Source organism: Paraburkholderia sp. FW306-2-2C-D06C (assembly GCF_058781505.1).
This window is the reverse complement of the sequence record NZ_JBYSWU010000016.1, coordinates 66,955-84,102: the sequence shown is the minus strand read 5'-3', so window position 1 is coordinate 84,102 and position 17,148 is coordinate 66,955. Positions and strand designations below refer to the sequence as shown.

General features: G+C 62.3%; 17 protein-coding genes and 1 other RNA gene. 7 read left to right on the top strand and 11 right to left on the bottom strand.

Annotated elements, in window-relative coordinates:
- Positions 1–7 precede the first annotated feature (7 nt).
- Positions 8–265 carry a molybdopterin converting factor subunit 1 gene (gene moaD / locus AC3WLT_RS14775; protein WP_492592458.1) on the top strand — a complete coding sequence of 86 codons (258 nt, stop codon included), beginning with the start codon at positions 8–10 and terminating at the stop codon, positions 263–265.
- 39 nt (positions 266–304) lie between these two features.
- On the top strand, positions 305–781 hold the full coding sequence (gene moaE, locus AC3WLT_RS14770) for a molybdopterin synthase catalytic subunit MoaE (protein ID WP_492592457.1): 477 nt from the start codon (positions 305–307) through the stop codon (positions 779–781).
- A 49-nt stretch (positions 782–830) separates the two neighbouring features.
- Here the strand turns inward: moaE and AC3WLT_RS14765 are convergent, their stop codons facing one another.
- The gene (locus AC3WLT_RS14765; protein ID WP_492592456.1) at positions 831–1,391 is read right to left on the bottom strand and encodes a group III truncated hemoglobin; all 561 of its coding nucleotides are present in this window, start codon (positions 1,389–1,391) and stop codon (positions 831–833) included.
- Between the two features lie 309 nt (positions 1,392–1,700).
- Between AC3WLT_RS14765 and AC3WLT_RS14760 the strand changes: the two genes are divergently transcribed.
- Entirely contained in the window at positions 1,701–2,210 is a 510-nt protein-coding gene (locus AC3WLT_RS14760) for an Rrf2 family transcriptional regulator (protein ID WP_492592455.1), read from the top strand.
- Between the two features lie 119 nt (positions 2,211–2,329).
- A complete protein-coding gene (gene clpB, locus AC3WLT_RS14755; RefSeq protein ID WP_492592454.1) occupies positions 2,330–4,927 on the top strand; it encodes an ATP-dependent chaperone ClpB in 2,598 nt (865 codons plus the stop codon).
- A 207-nt stretch (positions 4,928–5,134) separates the two neighbouring features.
- Here the strand turns inward: clpB and AC3WLT_RS14750 are convergent, their stop codons facing one another.
- Positions 5,135–5,674 (bottom strand): YidB family protein, encoded by a 540-nt coding sequence (locus tag AC3WLT_RS14750; RefSeq protein WP_492592509.1) that lies wholly within the window; start codon positions 5,672–5,674, stop codon positions 5,135–5,137.
- Positions 5,675–5,699: 25 nt separating this feature from the next.
- Complete coding sequence (locus AC3WLT_RS14745) at positions 5,700–6,284, bottom strand: ComEA family DNA-binding protein (protein ID WP_492592453.1); 585 nt, start codon at positions 6,282–6,284, stop codon at positions 5,700–5,702.
- Positions 6,285–6,563: 279 nt separating this feature from the next.
- Here AC3WLT_RS14745 and AC3WLT_RS14740 point away from each other — a divergent pair, with 279 nt between their 5' ends.
- Together AC3WLT_RS14740 and AC3WLT_RS14735 are read left to right on the top strand one after the other, a co-directional pair.
- Entirely contained in the window at positions 6,564–7,067 is a 504-nt protein-coding gene (locus tag AC3WLT_RS14740) for a MerR family transcriptional regulator (RefSeq protein WP_492592452.1), read from the top strand.
- Positions 7,019–7,429 carry a carboxymuconolactone decarboxylase family protein gene (locus AC3WLT_RS14735; protein WP_115099832.1) on the top strand — a complete coding sequence of 137 codons (411 nt, stop codon included), beginning with the start codon at positions 7,019–7,021 and terminating at the stop codon, positions 7,427–7,429. Before AC3WLT_RS14740 ends, AC3WLT_RS14735 begins: the two co-directional genes overlap by 49 nt.
- Positions 7,430–7,604: 175 nt before the next feature.
- Here the strand turns inward: AC3WLT_RS14735 and AC3WLT_RS14730 are convergent, their stop codons facing one another.
- The 8 genes from AC3WLT_RS14730 to trxA all read right to left on the bottom strand — a co-directional run bounded on the left by AC3WLT_RS14730 (position 7,605) and on the right by trxA (position 16,453).
- Positions 7,605–8,984, bottom strand: a complete 1,380-nt coding sequence (locus AC3WLT_RS14730) for an MATE family efflux transporter (RefSeq protein WP_492592451.1) — start codon at positions 8,982–8,984, stop codon at positions 7,605–7,607.
- Positions 8,985–8,986: 2 nt separating this feature from the next.
- A complete protein-coding gene (locus AC3WLT_RS14725; RefSeq protein WP_492592450.1) occupies positions 8,987–10,744 on the bottom strand; it encodes an ArnT family glycosyltransferase in 1,758 nt (585 codons plus the stop codon).
- A 285-nt stretch (positions 10,745–11,029) separates the two neighbouring features.
- Entirely contained in the window at positions 11,030–11,296 is a 267-nt protein-coding gene (locus AC3WLT_RS14720; RefSeq protein WP_042323790.1) for a type B 50S ribosomal protein L31, read from the bottom strand.
- A gap of 207 nt (positions 11,297–11,503) precedes the next feature.
- Positions 11,504–12,337: a M90 family metallopeptidase gene (locus AC3WLT_RS14715; protein ID WP_492592449.1), complete on the bottom strand. Its 834-nt coding sequence runs from the start codon at positions 12,335–12,337 to the stop codon at positions 11,504–11,506.
- Between the two features lie 15 nt (positions 12,338–12,352).
- Positions 12,353–13,909: an MFS transporter gene (locus AC3WLT_RS14710; RefSeq protein WP_492592448.1), complete on the bottom strand. Its 1,557-nt coding sequence runs from the start codon at positions 13,907–13,909 to the stop codon at positions 12,353–12,355.
- Positions 13,906–14,436: a MerR family transcriptional regulator gene (locus AC3WLT_RS14705; RefSeq protein ID WP_492592447.1), complete on the bottom strand. Its 531-nt coding sequence runs from the start codon at positions 14,434–14,436 to the stop codon at positions 13,906–13,908. The genes AC3WLT_RS14710 and AC3WLT_RS14705 overlap by 4 nt, the downstream gene beginning before the upstream one ends.
- A 182-nt stretch (positions 14,437–14,618) precedes the next feature.
- Positions 14,619–15,887 (bottom strand): transcription termination factor Rho, encoded by a 1,269-nt coding sequence (gene rho, locus AC3WLT_RS14700; protein ID WP_492592446.1) that lies wholly within the window; start codon positions 15,885–15,887, stop codon positions 14,619–14,621.
- 239 nt (positions 15,888–16,126) lie between these two features.
- A complete protein-coding gene (gene trxA, locus AC3WLT_RS14695) occupies positions 16,127–16,453 on the bottom strand; it encodes a thioredoxin TrxA (RefSeq protein WP_006048864.1) in 327 nt (108 codons plus the stop codon).
- A gap of 442 nt (positions 16,454–16,895) precedes the next feature.
- On the opposite strand from trxA, the gene ffs reads away from it, so the two are divergent.
- Positions 16,896–16,994, top strand: an RNA gene (gene ffs, locus AC3WLT_RS14690) — signal recognition particle sRNA small type.
- The last annotated feature ends 154 nt before the right edge of the window (positions 16,995–17,148 follow it).

The following is a 17,148-nucleotide window of genomic DNA, read 5'->3' as shown; positions in this document are numbered from 1 at the left end:
CATCCCGATGAAGATTCAACTCAGATATTTTGCAAGTGTGCGCGAAGCGCTCGAGACGGCCGACGAAATGGTCGACCTGCCCGACGGCATCGCCACGGTCGGCGATGTGCGCGCGTGGCTGCGCGTGCGCGGCGGCATCTGGGCCGACACCCTTGCCGAAGGCCGCGCGCTGCGCATGGCGTGCAATCACGTGATGACCGGCGCCGGCACACGCATCACGGAAGGTTGCGAAGTCGCGTTCTTTCCGCCCGTCACCGGCGGCTGAACTGCGCTGAAGAGCCGCTCGACCGCACAGGAGCCTGCCATGCCCGTTCGTGTACAAACGGAAGACTTCGACCTCTCTGCCGAGGTTGCCGCGCTGCGCGCGCTCAATCCGAAGATCGGCGCGGTGGCCTGTTTCGTCGGCACCGTGCGCGATCTGAACGAAGGCAGCGCAGTCGAAACGATGGAGCTCGAACACTATCCGGGCATGACGGAGAAGTCGCTGGAGGCGATTGTCGTGAGCGCGCGAGAGCGTTGGCCGGGGATCGAGGTGCTGATCGTGCATCGGGTCGGCAAGCTCTATCCGCTCGACCAGATCGTGCTGGTGGCGACGACTGCCGCGCATCGCGGCGACGCTTTTGCGTCGTGTGAATTCGTGATGGACTATCTGAAGACCCAGGCGCCGTTCTGGAAGAAAGAGAAGACCGAGGAGGGCGAACGCTGGGTCGATGCGCGCGTCACCGACGACGCCGCGCTCGCCCGTTGGGGCATCGAATCGGCTAACCGGACGGCGGAGTAATCCGCGGCACCGTTCGGATTCGCCGAAGGGCGCGCTTCACGCGCGTCGTTCAATCGTCCTGCGTTTTGCCGATGATCCGGGCCGGAAACGGCTCGCCGCGTGGCCGCGCCGATGCGCGCGGGTCATGTGAGTCGTGCGGCTCATCGTCGCGTGGATGCCGCCTGGGCGCGATGCGCTCCAGCAACGCCTGCTGTTCCGCCGGAATCGTGTAATCCCAGCCGAAGCGGCTCAACTGCAAACTCTGTGCGATGCGCAGCGCCGGCTCCATGAAGCGGATCGCCGCAGCCGGTTCATAGCGCGATTCCACCGTGTCCAGGAACAGATACAGCCAGCGGCTGAAATGTTGCGGCTCGATCCCCTCGAGCGGCTGATGCGCCTGCTGCACGTTGCCGCGGTATTGCTTCGCACCCAGCACAAGGCTCGCCCAGAACGTGCACATCTTTGGCAGATGGTCGTCCCAGCGGCCCGCCAGCGTTGTTTCGAACACGGGACCGAGCAGCGGATCGGCGCGCACGCGGTCGTAAAAACCGTAGACGAGGCCGCGGATATTCGCGTCGGTGGGCGCGGCGGCGCGCTCGACAACCGGCGCTGCGAGGAAGGATGGATTCATGCAATTTCCATAAGATGCCGCCATTCGTCGCGGATCGCCACAGCGCGCCACATGGCGCCACAGACAGTCACGAATGGCCTCAAACTGAGTCGATACGGAAGGAACTAGGCCGCGAATGCCCCGCTTTTCGCATGAATGGCCCAAGCGGGAAACGTTACCATTACTGCCGAAAGACAAATACCGCCAGTCAACGCACAAAAATATGCGTAGCGCCTGCATCTTATGGCGAAGCGACGGCCCCCGGCAACCCTTGCATCGACGCGGTTATCTCCCGGATCGCGGCTTGCGCTCATTGTGGCATTAGTACTTATGAGACTGACCGACTATACGGACTATTCGCTGCGCGTCCTGTTGTATCTCGCCGTTCGCGGCGAGGGATTATCGACGATCCAGGACATTTCCGAGGCCTATGGGATCTCCCGGAATCACCTGATGAAAGTCGTGCAGCAGCTCGGCGAACTCGGCTGGGTCGAGACTGTGCGCGGGCGCAACGGCGGCTTGCGTCTGGCCGAGCAGACCAGCGCGCTGACGGTCGGCGAAATTGTGCGCGCCACCGAAAGCGACTTTGCGTTGGCCGGCTGTTTCCCGGACGAGCACGGCGAGCGCCGCGCCTGCGTCATTACGGCGCAATGCCGTCTGAAAGGGGCGCTCGAAGCGGCGCGTAATGCGTTCTTTGCCGAACTCGACCGTCATACCATCGGCGAAGTCGCGCAGCCGCACGGTCCGCTGGCTGCGGTGCTCGGCCTGAGTACAGCAATTCCGATCGTGCCGATCGCACCGGCCACGCCCGCCGGCGGCGGCGCGGCGCCGGCGGGCTGAAGCCGGCGCGGCAGATCTCGCGCATCAAATGTTAAATAGTTGTCGCTTGATGCAAAAAAGCGCTTGAAACCCGCGCAAAACGCCTCATTTTGGTGGTAATCGAAATTGGAGGTCTCTTGATGAGAATCGACAAACTCACCACTAAATTCCAGGAAGCGCTGGCTGATGCGCAGAGTCTGGCCGTCGGCCACGACAATCAATACATTGAACCGGTCCATGTCCTTTCGGCGCTCGTCGCCCAGCAGGACGGTTCGGCGCGCTCGCTGCTCTCGCGTGCCGGCGTGCATGTCCAGGCGCTGCAAACCGCGTTGAACGACGCGATGACGCGCCTGCCGCAGGTGCAGGGCACCGACGGCAACGTGCAGATCGGCCGCGAGCTGACCGGCTTGCTGAACCAGGCCGACAAGGAAGCACAAAAACTCAACGACACGTTCATTGCGAGCGAAATGTTCCTGCTCGCCATCGCCGACGACAAAGGCGAGGCGGGCCGCCTCGCGCGTCAGCACGGCCTGTCGCGCAAGTCGCTGGAAAGCGCGATTGCCGCGGTGCGCGGCGGCTCGCAGGTGCATAGCCAGGACGCCGAAAGCCAGCGCGAAGCGCTGAAGAAGTACACCATCGATCTGACCGAGCGCGCGCGTGCGGGCAAGCTCGATCCGGTGATCGGCCGCGACGACGAGATCCGCCGTTCGATTCAGATCCTGCAGCGCCGCACCAAGAACAATCCGGTGCTGATCGGCGAGCCGGGCGTGGGAAAGACCGCGATCGTCGAAGGCCTGGCGCAGCGCATCGTCAACGGCGAGGTGCCGGAAACGCTGAAGGGCAAGCGCGTGCTGTCGTTGGACATGGCGGCCTTGCTGGCCGGCGCCAAGTATCGCGGCGAGTTTGAAGAACGCCTGAAGGCCGTCTTGAACGACATCGCGAAAGACGAAGGCCAGACCATCGTCTTCATCGACGAGATTCACACGATGGTCGGTGCGGGCAAAGCGGAAGGCGCAATGGACGCGGGCAATATGCTCAAGCCGGCGCTCTCGCGCGGCGAACTGCATTGCGTCGGCGCCACCACGCTCGACGAATATCGCAAGTACATCGAGAAGGATGCTGCGCTCGAACGCCGTTTCCAGAAGGTGCTGGTCGACGAGCCGACTGTCGAGGCCACCATTGCGATCCTGCGCGGTTTGCAGGAGAAGTACGAGCTGCATCACGGCGTCGATATCACCGACCCGGCGATCGTCGCGGCAGCCGAACTGTCGCATCGCTATATCACGGACCGTTTTCTGCCGGACAAGGCGATCGACCTGATCGACGAAGCCGCTTCGAAGATCAAGATGGAAATCGACTCGAAGCCGGAAGAAATGGACCGGCTCGACCGTCGTTTGATCCAGTTGAAGATCGAACGCGAAGCCGTCAAGAAGGAAAAGGATGAAGCGTCGCAAAAGCGTCTGCAATTGATCGAGGAAGAAATCGAGCGGCTGGATCGCGAATATTCGGACCTCGAAGAAATCTGGACCGCGGAAAAAGCCGCGGTGCAGGGCAGCGCGCAACTGAAGGAAGAGATTGAGAAAACGCGTGCGGAAATCACGCGTTTGCAGCGCGAAGGCAAGCTGGAGAAGGTCGCCGAGTTGCAATACGGCAAGCTGCCGGGGCTCGAGGCTCAACTGAAGGAAGTGACCCAGGCCGAGGCGAAAGAGCAGAACAACCCGACCCGGCCGCGCCTGTTACGCACGCAGGTCGGCGCGGAGGAAATCGCCGAAGTCGTGTCGCGTTCAACCGGCATTCCGGTGTCGCGCATGATGCAGGGCGAGCGCGAAAAGCTGCTGCAGATCGAGGAGAAACTGCACGACCGCGTGGTGGGTCAGGACGAGGCGATCAGCGCGGTCGCCGATGCGATCCGCCGTTCGCGGGCAGGTCTGGCGGATCCGAACCGGCCGTATGGTTCGTTCCTGTTCCTCGGGCCGACCGGCGTGGGCAAGACCGAGCTGTGCAAGGCACTGGCGTCGTTCCTGTTCGATTCGGAGGATCATCTGATCCGCATCGACATGAGCGAATTCATGGAGAAGCATAGCGTCGCGCGTTTGATCGGTGCGCCGCCGGGGTACGTCGGTTACGAGGAAGGCGGTTATCTGACCGAAGCCGTGCGCCGCAAACCGTACAGCGTGATCCTGCTCGACGAAATCGAGAAGGCTCATCCGGACGTGTTCAACGTGCTGCTGCAAGTGCTCGATGACGGCCGCATGACCGACGGCCAGGGCCGTACCGTGGACTTCAAGAACACGGTGATCGTGATGACGTCGAACCTCGGCTCGCAATTGATCCAGTCGATGGTCGGCGAGCCGCAGGAAACGGTGAAGGATGCGGTCTGGGAAGAAGTGAAGCTGCATTTCCGGCCCGAATTCCTTAACCGGATCGACGACGTCGTGGTGTTTCATGCGCTCGACCGCTCGAATATCCAGTCGATCGCGCGGATTCAGTTGCAGCGTCTGCATGAACGGCTTGCCAGGCTCGACATGCAACTGGTGGTGTCGGACGCGGCGCTCGAGCACGTCGGAAAGGTCGGCTACGATCCGCTGTTCGGTGCGCGGCCGTTAAAGCGTGCGATCCAGCAGGAGATCGAAAATCCGGTCGCGAAGCTGATTCTGGCCGGCAAGTTCGGCCCGAAGGATGTGATTCCGGTCGAAGTGGAAGACGGCAAGCTGGTGTTCGAACGCGTCGTGCATTAAGCGACCGGCGTTCGGCAGGGAACGGCTGAGGTGCGGGCCGAATCTGCCAAAGTCCTTTGCCAAACGCATCTGGCAAAATCAAAAGCGGCAACGAAGGTGACTTCGTTGCCGCTTTTTTTCACCCTTTGACGGGCGGTCAGGATGCCTGACGAGCCCGCGCATGAGGTCGACGACGAGGCCGACGACGAGGCCGATGATGGGGCCCGCTTACGCGTTGCCCTTGCCGAACAACGCCGACAGGCCGCCGAGCGCGCCGAGCACGGTCGGCGCATTCAGTTGGCCTTCGGCGGGCACTTCGCCTTCCGGTGTGGCCGCGTTGACGACGTGCGGCAAAATCTGCGACAGGAGTCCGGTGACCTGATCCGGCTGCACGCCGGCTTTCTCCGCGAGGCTGGCGACGGCATCCGAGCCGAGCACGCTGTGCAGTGCATCCGGTGCGATCGGCTGGTTCTCGCCGTTACTGACCCACGACGAAACGACGTCGCCGAGGCCCTTTTCCTTGAAGCGGTCGATCAGGCCGTTCAAGCCGCCCGGCTGGTTATTGACGAATTCGAGTGCGGCGGAAACCAGGGCTTGCTGGCCGCCGCCCTCGGGCGATTTGCCAACCAGGGAACCAATAGTGTCGAGTAGGCTCATGACGGTATCTCTTGAATGCCGACGCGTGCTTGACGGGTCGGCGGGTTGAAAACGCCGCGCGGTTGCGCGGCGCCGGGGAGGCGAGGCGGACGGCGGCGTAAGCGCGGCCATCACGTTGCCGATGCTCAAGCCGATATTACGCGCCGCCGGAGGCCGCAGCAGCCGACGCCGCCTTGCTCTTCTTCGCCTTTTTCTTCGAAGCCTTGGTGCCGGACGCGTCGGCCGGCGCGCTGGCTGCTGCCGCAGTAACCGGTGCCGAAGCCGCTGCCGCATCGGACGCCGCGGCTTTGCTCTTCTTGTTCGACTTCGAGGCTTTCGTGCCCGATGCTGCGGTCGGCGTTGCGGCCGGCGCTGTGGTCGGCGTGGTAGCCGCAGGTGCAGCCGCCGGCGCTGCCTTGGTGCTTGCGGCGCTGGTCGACTTCGCGGCCGGCTTGGCGCCGGTCGGCGGTGCGGACGAGCCGTTGATCGTCAGGCCCGCCGCCTCGAGGTTGGTCACCGATTTGGTGCCGATGCCTTTGACGCGGGCGGCGAGATCGTCAGCGTCCTTGAAGGGGCCGTTCCTGGTGCGTTCGTCGATGATCGCTTTTGCGTGAACCGGGCCGATGCCCTTGACCGATTCGAGCGTGGCCTGGTCGGCGGAATTCACTTCGACGGCCGCCGCGAATCCGGCCGACAGCGACAAAGCCAAAGCAACGCAAAGCATGAGAAGCTTCTTCAGCATGGCAAGCACTCCATTGAGGGCAAAAAAAGTTAGCCGGGAACGGACGACGCATCCTGTCAGCAGGCGCTGCGCTTAAGGATAGGACAAATTGCGCGCCCTTATTTGCGAACGCCGTCGATTTATACCGATCGATTCATGACAAGTAAATCAGTCTCGACAATATTTAAACCTTTTGCCTCGCACATAAGCCGTTGTGCGCTTATCGATCAACGCGTCGCTGAATGACAGCGCAATTCACTTGACTTAGAGTGCACTCGAAGTCCTAACCTGAGTACCGTCATGTCGAAAATGTCGAAAGCACTCACCATCGGCCAGGTCGCGCAAGCGCTGGGCGTCTCGACTCACACGCTGCGCTATTACGAACAGGCCGGTCTGATTCGGGCCGTCGGGCGTACGCAGGCGGGGCATCGCCTGTATTCGCCTGCCGATCTCGACTGGCTGCAGTTCGTGATGCGCCTGAAGGCGACCGGTATGCCGATCGCCGGGATGCAGGCATTCGCCGCATTGCGGGCCGAAGGTCAGCCCACGATACGCGAGCGGCGCGAGATGCTGATGGCGCATCGGGATGAGGTTCTGGCGCGGATCGCCGAGTTGCAGACCAACCTCGGCGTTATCGTCGACAAGATCGCGTACTACGAAGCGGCTGGGCGGCATCCCGCTGGGCAGCATCCCGCTGCACAGCATCCGACACGACAAATCGACGAAACTCAATCGCATTCGGAAAAGGACTCACCATGGAACACGCACAAAACGATCGCTACACCCGAGGCTGGAACAAACTGAAGGAAATCGACGGCTCGGCCGGCGAGCAGGTGATCGCCGCACTCGCGCCGATTGCGCCGGATTTCGGACGCCTGTTGCTCGAATTCGGCTTCGGCGATATTTACAGCCGGCCGCAACTCGATCTGCGCGCGCGAGAGATCGCGACGATTGCCTCACTGGCAACGCTCGGCTGCGCGCAGCCGCAGTTGAAAGTGCATATCGAGGCGGCGCTGAACGTCGGCTGCACGCGCGAGGAGATCGTCGAGGTCTTCATGCAGATGGCGCTCTACGCGGGATTCCCGGCGGCGCTGAACGCGCTGTTCGCGGCGCGGGAGATTTTCGAGCGGCACGATCAGGCATCGAGCGAAGCGCAAGCGGCTTGAGATGACGGCAGGGTAGGGTGGAGCGGCTGCTGGGTGCAGCCGCTTTTTATCTGGAGCCAAATGCAACTAACGGTCAATTTCAGCAGCCAACTTGCACGACGCGCCGGCGGCTAACCCAAAAGCATGGTTTTCCAGGAAGGGGCGCTTTCCTATTCGTGCGGCCATCCGCTTCGCGTCAAGCCGCCGAATCCGCCCTGACCACTGTCTCGACGCGCAAATACCGCTCACTGACAACCCGCCAGTACAGCAGCAAGCCAATACCGGCAATCACCAGGCTCGCCGTATTCGCGACCCAGAACCCTCGCGCGCCCGTCAGCCACTCGGGTATGGCGCCGCTCACATTGAAGCCGAGCAGATAGCCGCCGCCCAGCCCCACGCCCCACAACGCAATCGCATAGATCACGGTCGGCACGATCGCCACCTTGTAGGCGCGCAGCACGAACGCGGTGGTGATCTGCAATGCATCGAACAGGTGATAGCACACGACGATCAGCACCAGCGGCATCGCAGCCGCGGCCACCTGCGCATCCGGCGTGTAGCCTTCGATCACGTACGGTCGCAGCACCAGCACGATCGCGCCGTAGCAGAGCGCAATCGTCACGGCCATCATGATGCCGTGACGCGACAACGTGCGCGCCGCTTCGTGACGATGCGCGCCGAGCGCCTGGGCGACCAGCGTGGACGATGCGATGCCGATCGACAGCGGCGTCATATATAGCACCGCGCCGATGTTGCCCGCGATCTGGTGGCCGGCAAGCGTCGTCGTGCCGAAGCGCGCAATGAAGAGCGCCATGAACGTGTACGAGGTGACTTCGATCAGATACGACAGGCCCATCGGAATGCCGAGCCGCAGCTGCGCCGCCTGGCGCCGCCAGACCGGCCAGCAGAAGCGCGCGAAAATCGCGAGAGGGGTGAACACGTCGACGCGCGTCAACAGCAGCATGCCGACCAGCGCGAGCCCCCAGTTGATCGCGATACTGGCGAGCGCGCAGCCCGGGCCGCCCATCGCCGGCACGCCGAGGCCGCCGAAGATGAACCACGTGTTGAGCGGAAACTTGAGTAGCAGCGCGCCGATCTGCAGGATCATCACGAGCCGCGGTTTGCCGACGGCATTGGTCAGCGAACTGTAGACGCGAAACGCAAGGCTCGCCGGCAAGCCGAACGACAGAATCCGCAGGTAGGCGACCGTGCGTTCGTGCAGCGCGTCAGGTACGCGCGCCAGCCGCAGCATCGGCCCCGGAAAATAGAGAATCAGGAAACCGATCACGGTCAACGCGAGTGCGAGCCATAGCGCCTGTCGAACTTCCTCGCCGATCTCGATGTAGCGGCGCGCGCCGTAGAGTTGCGCGGTGATGGGTTGCAGCGCGGTCAGAATGCCGGTCAGGCCGATGTAGACGGAAATGTAGATCGACGAGCCGAGGCCGAGCGCGGCGAGATCGACGGCCGAATAGCGGCCGACCATCGCCGTATCGATCACTCCGAAGGCGATGATCGCCAACTGGCCGATCAGCACGGGCCACGCGAGCCCGGCGATTTTCCGTACGTCGGCGAACATGCTCAATCCGGCTTCTTGCGCCAGTTGCGGCGTTTGACGACCGGCGGCTTCGGACGGTCGATGCGCACGTACAAGCGGAAGCGTTCGTCACGGTCGGCCACGCGGCGGCCTTCCCACACCAGCTTCCAGACGAAGTCCGACATCGCGCTGGGCTCGCCGAAATCCTGGGTGTCCTGGCGCAGGATCACGTCGCAATCCTGATCGAACGAGAAATGCATGTCGCCGAAATAGGCGAAGGTCGCGATCTGCGCATTGCCGAGGCGCACCGGCGAGATGCAGGTGTAGTCCTCCGGCAGATGGCTCGCGATCTGTTCGGCGACGTCCTTATAGGTCCGGCTGTAGTTGACGACCGGCAGCCACAGCGTCATCAGCAGTACCCACATCAGCGTGGTGCCGGCGCTCGACAGCACCACGCTGCGCCACAAGACTTTCGGATGACGCGCGAGACGCCACTGCACCAGCACGAACCAGCACACGGTCACAGCGACCGCGCACACGAACGACAGAATCTTGAACTGGGGCGCGAAACCCGGCGCGAGCCGCGCGAGATTGCGTGCAAGCGGATGCGGGAAGCCGGTTAGTCCGGCCACGTACACCAGCCAGACGAAACTGCCGAGTATCGTGAAGCTCAGCAGCGCGAACCAGTCGATCGCGTTGATTGCGCCGCGTTTGAGCGTGGGCAGCGCGAACGTGGCCAGTACCGCGAGCGGCGGCAGCAACAGCATGTAAAGCCGGTTCGACTGATGGCTTTGCAGCACGACGAGCACCAGCAGCGGCCCGATCACCGACAGCGGAATCGCCACGTGCGGCGCGCGCCGCAGGCCCGACCAGCTGAGCCACGCCCAGATCGCCAGCGGCCACGCCGGCCATGTGAACAGCGGCAGGTTTTTCAGCGCGTATTTCGCCACCGAGCCGGGCGGCCCGGCAAACGAGCTCACGCTCACGTGCACCCATTGATTCAGGTACCAGACGGCGTCGTCGGGAAACGTGGCGAGCGCCGCGATCGGCCACGCGACCGACAGCGCCAGTGCGACCGGCAAACCGGCCAGCAGCAGCCAGCGCGAACGCGCCTCGCGCACGATCAACGTCATCGCCAGCGTGCCGAGCAGCAATGCGCCGACCAGCACCGGACTGCTGGCGAGCGTCACCAGTCCGAGCGCGAGGCCCCAGATCAGCGCGCCCTGAATCGGCTTGTCGATCATCCGCACGAGCCCGTACACGAGCATCGCGATGCCGACGAACTGCGCCAGTTGCGGCGTGGTTTCGTGGCCGCGTTCGGCGAGGCCGAAGCACGCGAGCAGGATCAGCAGTGCGCCGTCGGCGAGGGTGCGGCCGTAGTCGCGCGGTTCCGGCTCGCCGCCGAACGCATACTTGAACGGCTGGACTTCGGCGCGCCGGCCGAGCAGGTAGGCCGCATACCAGACGAACGCGCAGCCCGCGCAGAACAGCAGGCCGGTGAAGACCCGCGACGCGTTGCTCGCATCGACCCACGGCGCCAGCACGCGGATCGCGCTGGCGCCCAGCCAGTAGCCGAGCGGGCCGTCTTCCGTAAGGTATTTGCCGAGCAGATTCGGCAGCAGCCAATCGTGGGCGCCGCCGTTGGCCATCGTCCACATGACGCCGAAGCCGGCTGCGTCCTCGTTCTTCCACGGGTCGCGGCCGAAGAGGCCAAACGATGCGTAGACGATACAGATGGTCAGCAGCAGCCAGCGCGGCAATGCGCTGGTCGCAGAGGCTGTGAGGCGAACGGCAGGTCTCATGCGGTGTGTGGATATCGGATAAGCGGTGCAGCCGGCACCGGACGGAATGTCCGGTGGAATGGCCGATTCGGAGCATCCGGCATTGTAGTCGTGCGGTGCGAGGCGCGTCACGGCCGGTAATGGCTCGCAACGTCGTCGGGGCGCTGGTAACAATGCCGCTGGAACGGGCGGCGCCGTCAGCGCTATGTACGAGCGCCCGGCATGAGGTGACAAAAAAGGGCAGCTCGCGCTGCCCTTTTTTGCTGCTGCTTCGCAGCCGGCCCATGGCCGGCGACGAGGCGCGTATTACTTCGCTGCTGCCTTGCCGGTAGCGCGCGAGCCGAACTTCTTGTTGAACTTTTCGACGCGGCCAGCCGTGTCCATGATCTTTTGTTGGCCGGTGTAGAACGGATGCGATTCCGACGACACTTCGATCTTGGCGAGCGGGTAAGTCTTGCCGTTGAATTCGGCGGTTTCACGCGTCTGGATGGTCGAGCGCGTCACAAACTTGAAGTCGTTCGACATATCGATGAACAGGACTTCGCGGTAATCCGGGTGAATACCTTCTTTCATGGTCTTTCCTTTAATCTGGCGGTAGCCAACCCGCGTGCAGCCGCGTAAAGAACACATAACGCTAACCGCATCTTGGCGCGAGCCACTTGCCTAGGGTCGAAAAACGGCGATTATGCCAGAAAATCAGACGGTTGGCGAGCTTTCTGCCCCCTGGTTCTGATTGCCCGGGCTGCACGGCGGCCCTTATTGGGCGGGCCTCGGCCATTGTTATGCCGGTGTGAACGCTACGCCCACGCGCGCCGGGTCCTGCCGGTAATAGCGGGCCAGCAGCCGGTACAGCTCCGGGTACTCGGCCTCGAACGCCTGCGGTTTGACGAACAGCGCCTCGCTGCAAACGGCAAAAAATTCCGATGGATGATCGGCCGCGTAAGGATCGATCAGCGAATCACGCTCGAAACGCGCCCAGCGGCGCTCCGGCACTGCGTCGACTTTGGCGCAGAAGTGGTCGTAGGCGTGGTCGAAGACGTCTGCCCACGCCTGTGAATCGAGCGGCGCATGCCAGCGGCGCAAGAGCGGCGGATGGCCGTCCGCTTCGCCGGTCAGCATGTCGATCTTGTGCGCGAATTCATGAATCACGACGTTGTACGCATCCGTGCCGTCCGTCATCTGCGCGTCTTCCCACGACAGCACCACCGGCCCGCCTTCCCACGCTTCGCCGCTCGCATCGTGTTCGACTTCGTGCACCACGCCGTCTTCGTCCTCGACCGTTTTGCGGATCACGAACTCGCCCGGATAGACGATCACGCCGACCCAGCCGCGATACAGGTCGAGGCTCAGGTTCAGCACCGGCAAGCAGGCTTGCGCGGCGATCGCAACGGTCATCGCGTTGGTCAGCTCGAGCTCGTGCGCGGTCGAAAACTTCTTTTGCGCGATGAACAGGCTCGTCAGTTCGCGCAGGCGCACGAGATCCTGCGCGTCGAGGTGCGCGAGGAACGGCAGGCCGTCGAGCGTGGCTTGCCAGAGCGCGTCGTCGATTGCGTACTCGCGCAGCGCGCGGTCGCGGCGGCGCGTGCCGAGCCATTGAGTGAGTTTCGAAAGCATGGCCTGATGAAACCCCTAGTCGATCTGATTTTGCCACGCGGCAAAAATGCCGCCGCATATCGCTATGCCGATCAGGAAGTAAAAACCGTCCAGCGACGTCAAAAAGCTCGCCTGCTGCATGATCGTCCGGCTGATTTCCACCACCGCGAGCGAGTGCGCTTCGGACGGCGAGCGGCCCGCGGCGGCAAAGCTGTTGGTCAGCGCGGCTAGCGAACCCTGGAAGGCTGGATTGTACGGATTCACGAACTCCGCGAGCCGCGTTTGATGCAGCGCCTGCCGATGCTGCTCGACGATGATCACCGAGGCCGTCGCAAACGAGATCGTCAATTGCCGCACGATGTTTTTCAGCCGGTAGCCGTGCGTGAACTCTTCAATAGCGAAGATTCTAAACGTCAGATTGGCAACCGGCAGCACGATGAACAACAGCAGTAAGCCGCGCAGCAGCAGCGGCACGATCAACGCCGCCTCGCCGACGCCCGGCGACATGCGCGTCATCCACGCCGCGGTGAACGCCGCCACCGCGAAGCCCGGCACGATGATCCATTTTTTGCGCGGCAGGAGCTTCGCGTAGCGCAGGTAGACGAACAGCGCGCTGGCTGAAATCAGCGACGTGACGCCGACCAGTTGACCCGTGTTTTCGACCGGATAGCCGAGACCGCTTTCGAGAAAGCGTGAGATCAGATAGCTGAAAACGGTCGAGACGTAATAGTAGAACATGTACAGCACGAGCCCGACCTGGAAGACTTTTTCGCGCAGCGCATGCAGGCGCACGAGCGGAGCCGGATGATGCCATTGGTGGTGGGCAAACCAGCCCAGCGCGACGATCCCCGCGACCGTGAGAAGAATCAGCCCCGGCGACGCGCTGAACAACTGGAAGCGCACTTGCTGCATCACGATTTGCAGTGCACCTTGCGCGAACGCGAAGATGATGTACGGCCAGAAATGTGCCGAACCGCGTTCCTCCGGTAGGCGATTGCCCGAGTCGGGCAGCGCGAGCATGGCCAGCACGGCGAACAGCACGCCCACCGGCGCCGTGCAGGCGAACAGCGCGCGCCAGTCGAAATGCGCGACCAGCTGGCCGCCGATCAACGGCGCGAGCGCGCTGCTCAACACGATCAGTATGAGAAACGCACGTGTCGCCGCCGGCCGTTGTTGCGGCGTGAAGCTCATCTGGATCAGGATGCGGCAGGTGCCCATCATCGGGCCGACAAAGTAGCCTTGAAAGCCGCGCGCGAACGCGAGTTCGATCGACGACTCGCACAGCGCGGCGGCGACCGCGCCGACTGAATAGAGCAGCATGCAGCCGGCCACGTAGCGCCGGTAACCGAAGCGTTCGACCCACCACTGTTGTTGCAGGATGCCGAGCACGGCCGCAACCGCGTACGCGCTCGACGCCCACACGAGTTCGTCGGGCGAAGCATTGATGCCGCCCGCGATGTGGCTGGTGAAGAACGAAAAGATCGAGTTGTCGAAATAGTCGAGGCCGGTGACGACGGCCAATACCCAGGGGAAAAAATCGCCGCGCAGCTTTTCGACGCTGAACAAGGGGACGCGGGACGACGTCGCACTCATGTGGATTCGCCCGGCTTTCTGGGGCGCTTCGCGAGTGGCGGCGTGTTCGTGCTCCCGGCTTTGGCGAGTGCGTTGCGGCGCTGTTCCAGCAGCGTGTCGGCATTCTCGCCGGCGAGACGCCGTTCGAGATAGTCCAGATCGGGGCTCAGTTCGGCTCTGAGCCTTTGCGCTTCCTTGAGTTCACGGCGCATCGCTTCGATGCGCGTGTCGAGCGCGTCGACCTGTTGCGCGATGGCGTCGCGAATCTGCTGCAGCGATTCGTTGGAATAGCGGTGGGTGCCGCCGACCGCTTCGAGCGGACGTTTGAGCATTTCCGTGATGCCGTGCAGCGAGAAACCAAGCGAGCGCAGACGCAAAATCCGGCCGAAGCGCTTGAGGTCTTCTTCGTCGTAAAGCCGGTAGCGGCCCTCGCTGCGCGTGGGCGAGACGAGGCCGCGTTCCTCGTAGTATTTCAGCGTGCGCGGCGTGACGCCGAGGCGTTCGGCGGCGTCGCGCACGGTCAGCAGGGCGGGTGAGTCCTTCGACATAAGCGGCGAGAGGCATGACTGAGTGTTCGCATTATAGCGAAACGTGTACGTTCACGTACATGTTTTCGGGATAGCGTGCAGCGGCGTGCATGCAGTGGCGTGCATTTCTTGCAGGCGAAAAAAAGCCGCTCGTTTGCGGCGAGCGGCTTTCTTACGCGATGCGGCTAGCGCGGGACCAGGTTTTAGCCGCCGCCACCACGACGCATCATGTCGAAGAACTCAGAGTTGCTCTTCGTCTGGCGGATCTTGTCGAGCAGGAATTCCATCGATTCGACTTCGTCCATGTCGTGAATGAACTTGCGCAGCACCCAGATCTTTTGCAGCACTTCGGGCTTGATCAGCAGTTCTTCGCGGCGCGTGCCGGACTTGTTCAGGTTGATCGACGGATAGACGCGCTTTTCAGCAAGGCGGCGTTCCAGGTGCACTTCCATGTTGCCGGTGCCCTTGAATTCTTCGTAGATCACGTCGTCCATGCGGCTGCCGGTTTCGATCAGCGCCGTGCCGATGATGGTGAGCGAGCCGCCTTCTTCGATATTGCGCGCCGCGCCGAAGAAGCGCTTCGGACGTTGCAGCGCGTTCGCGTCGACGCCGCCCGTCAGCACCTTGCCCGAGGCCGGCACCACAGTGTTGTATGCGCGCGCGAGACGCGTGATCGAGTCGAGCAGAATCACCACGTCGTTCTTCATTTCGACGAGGCGCTTGGCTTTTTCGATCACCATTTCGGCGACTTGCACGTGACGCGCAGCCGGTTCGTCGAAGGTGGAGGCGATCACTTCGCCGGCCACCGAACGCTGCATTTCGGTCACTTCTTCCGGGCGTTCGTCGATCAGCAACACGAACAGCACGACATCCGGATGGTTCTGTTTGATCGCATGCGCGATGTGCTGCAGCATCACGGTCTTGCCCGACTTCGGCGACGCGACCAGCAAGCCGCGCTGGCCCTTGCCGATCGGCGCGATCATGTCGATGATGCGGCCCGTGACGTTTTCTTCACCGCGCATTTCACGTTCGAGCAGCAGCACCTTGTTCGGGTGCAGCGGCGTCAGGTTTTCGAACATGATCTTGTGTTTCGAGGCTTCCGGCGGCTGGCCGTTGACCTTGTCCACCTTCACCAGCGCGAAATAGCGTTCGCCGTCTTTAGGCGTGCGCACCTCGCCTTCGATCGTGTCGCCCGTATGCAGGTTGAAGCGGCGGATTTGCGACGGGCTGATGTAGATATCGTCCGTGCTGGCGAGATAGGAGGTTTCCGGGGATCGCAGGAAACCGAAGCCGTCCGGCAGCACTTCGAGCGTGCCGTCGCCGAAGATCGTGTCGCCCGTTTTGGCTCGTTTTTTTAGAATGGCGAACATCAATTCCTGCTTGCGCAGGCGGTTCGCACTTTCGATCTCGAGGCCGTTGGCCATCTCGATCAATTCGGACACGTGCAGAGTCTTAAGCTCGGATAAATGCATACGGAGAACCCGCAGGAGAAGATGCGACGAAATGAAATCTGGGAGGAGAGTGAGCGGAACCGCTCAAGGACTTACACGTCTTTTCGACGTTTTGCGGATTCTAGCATAGCACACGCCAATTTCCGCCAGTGCGGCGGCATGGCATCTTTCTTATTGAGCGTGTTGCCGGCTGACAACACGCTCAAGGCGATGCGCCTCAAGTTTCCGAGGGGTCTCGAGGCGCGCCGACGCGCTCCGCTTTACAGGTTGCCGTCGAGGAACGCGGTGAGTTGCGATTTCGACAGTGCGCCGACTTTCTGCGCGGCGACAGCGCCGTTCTTGAACAGGATCAGCGTGGGGATGCCGCGCACGCCGAACTTGACCGGCGTCGATTGATGCTCGTCGACGTTGATCTTGGCGATTTGCAGGCGATCGGCGTAATCCTTCGCGACTTCGTCGAGGATCGGCGCGATCATCTTGCACGGACCGCACCATTCAGCCCAGAAATCGAGCAGCACGGGTTTATCGGATTTCACGACGTCCTGTTCGAACGATGCGTCGCTAATATGCTTGATTTGTTCGCTCATTGTATGAATACCTCTATCGGTTCGAGGCCCGCCTGAATTGCTCGCCACGATACACCAAAACCTAAGGAAACTTCCGTTCGCTTTGCCGCAATTGGAGTCTGCCGGCACACGCCTGAAAAGGCCAAAAACCATTTCAGGAATGTGCGGAAGGCTCGCGTTTGCGGGTCATCCGTACGGCAGTTTAGCTTAATTCGCTATGCGTTGCCGGGGGTGATAGTACTCATCAAGGGCAGTGGGGCCATTGGCTGCCGGTGAAGTTCCGCTACGTTCCATGCACTGCTACGCACCTTATCTGGTGGCTCGGACGGCAAACACAAGTGGCTCGCGCACGTGCGGCCGGTGCGGTGCCTATATTGAGCGAAGGCCCTGATTCGGCGCTCCGGAGGAGCTTTGGTCGTATTAACAGTCGCGCGACGGGCCAAGCGGTGATAGAATGTTTCGTGACGGGCCTCCTCGCATGGAGGGATGGTCAACCTGGTCAGGTCGGGAACGAAGCAGCCACAGCCGTTTTCCACCAGTGCCGAGGGTCGGGCTCGTCACCTTCCTTTTTCTTCCGCTTTGCTTCCTGTTGTTCTTCCCAGATCCTTTGTTGTTGTCGGCGTGAATTTTGCGCGGCCCATCTATTTTTTTCTATCAGTTCGTTAGCCAATTTCAATGAAGCGACAACACGCGTTCGTGCGCTGTCGATTCGGCTT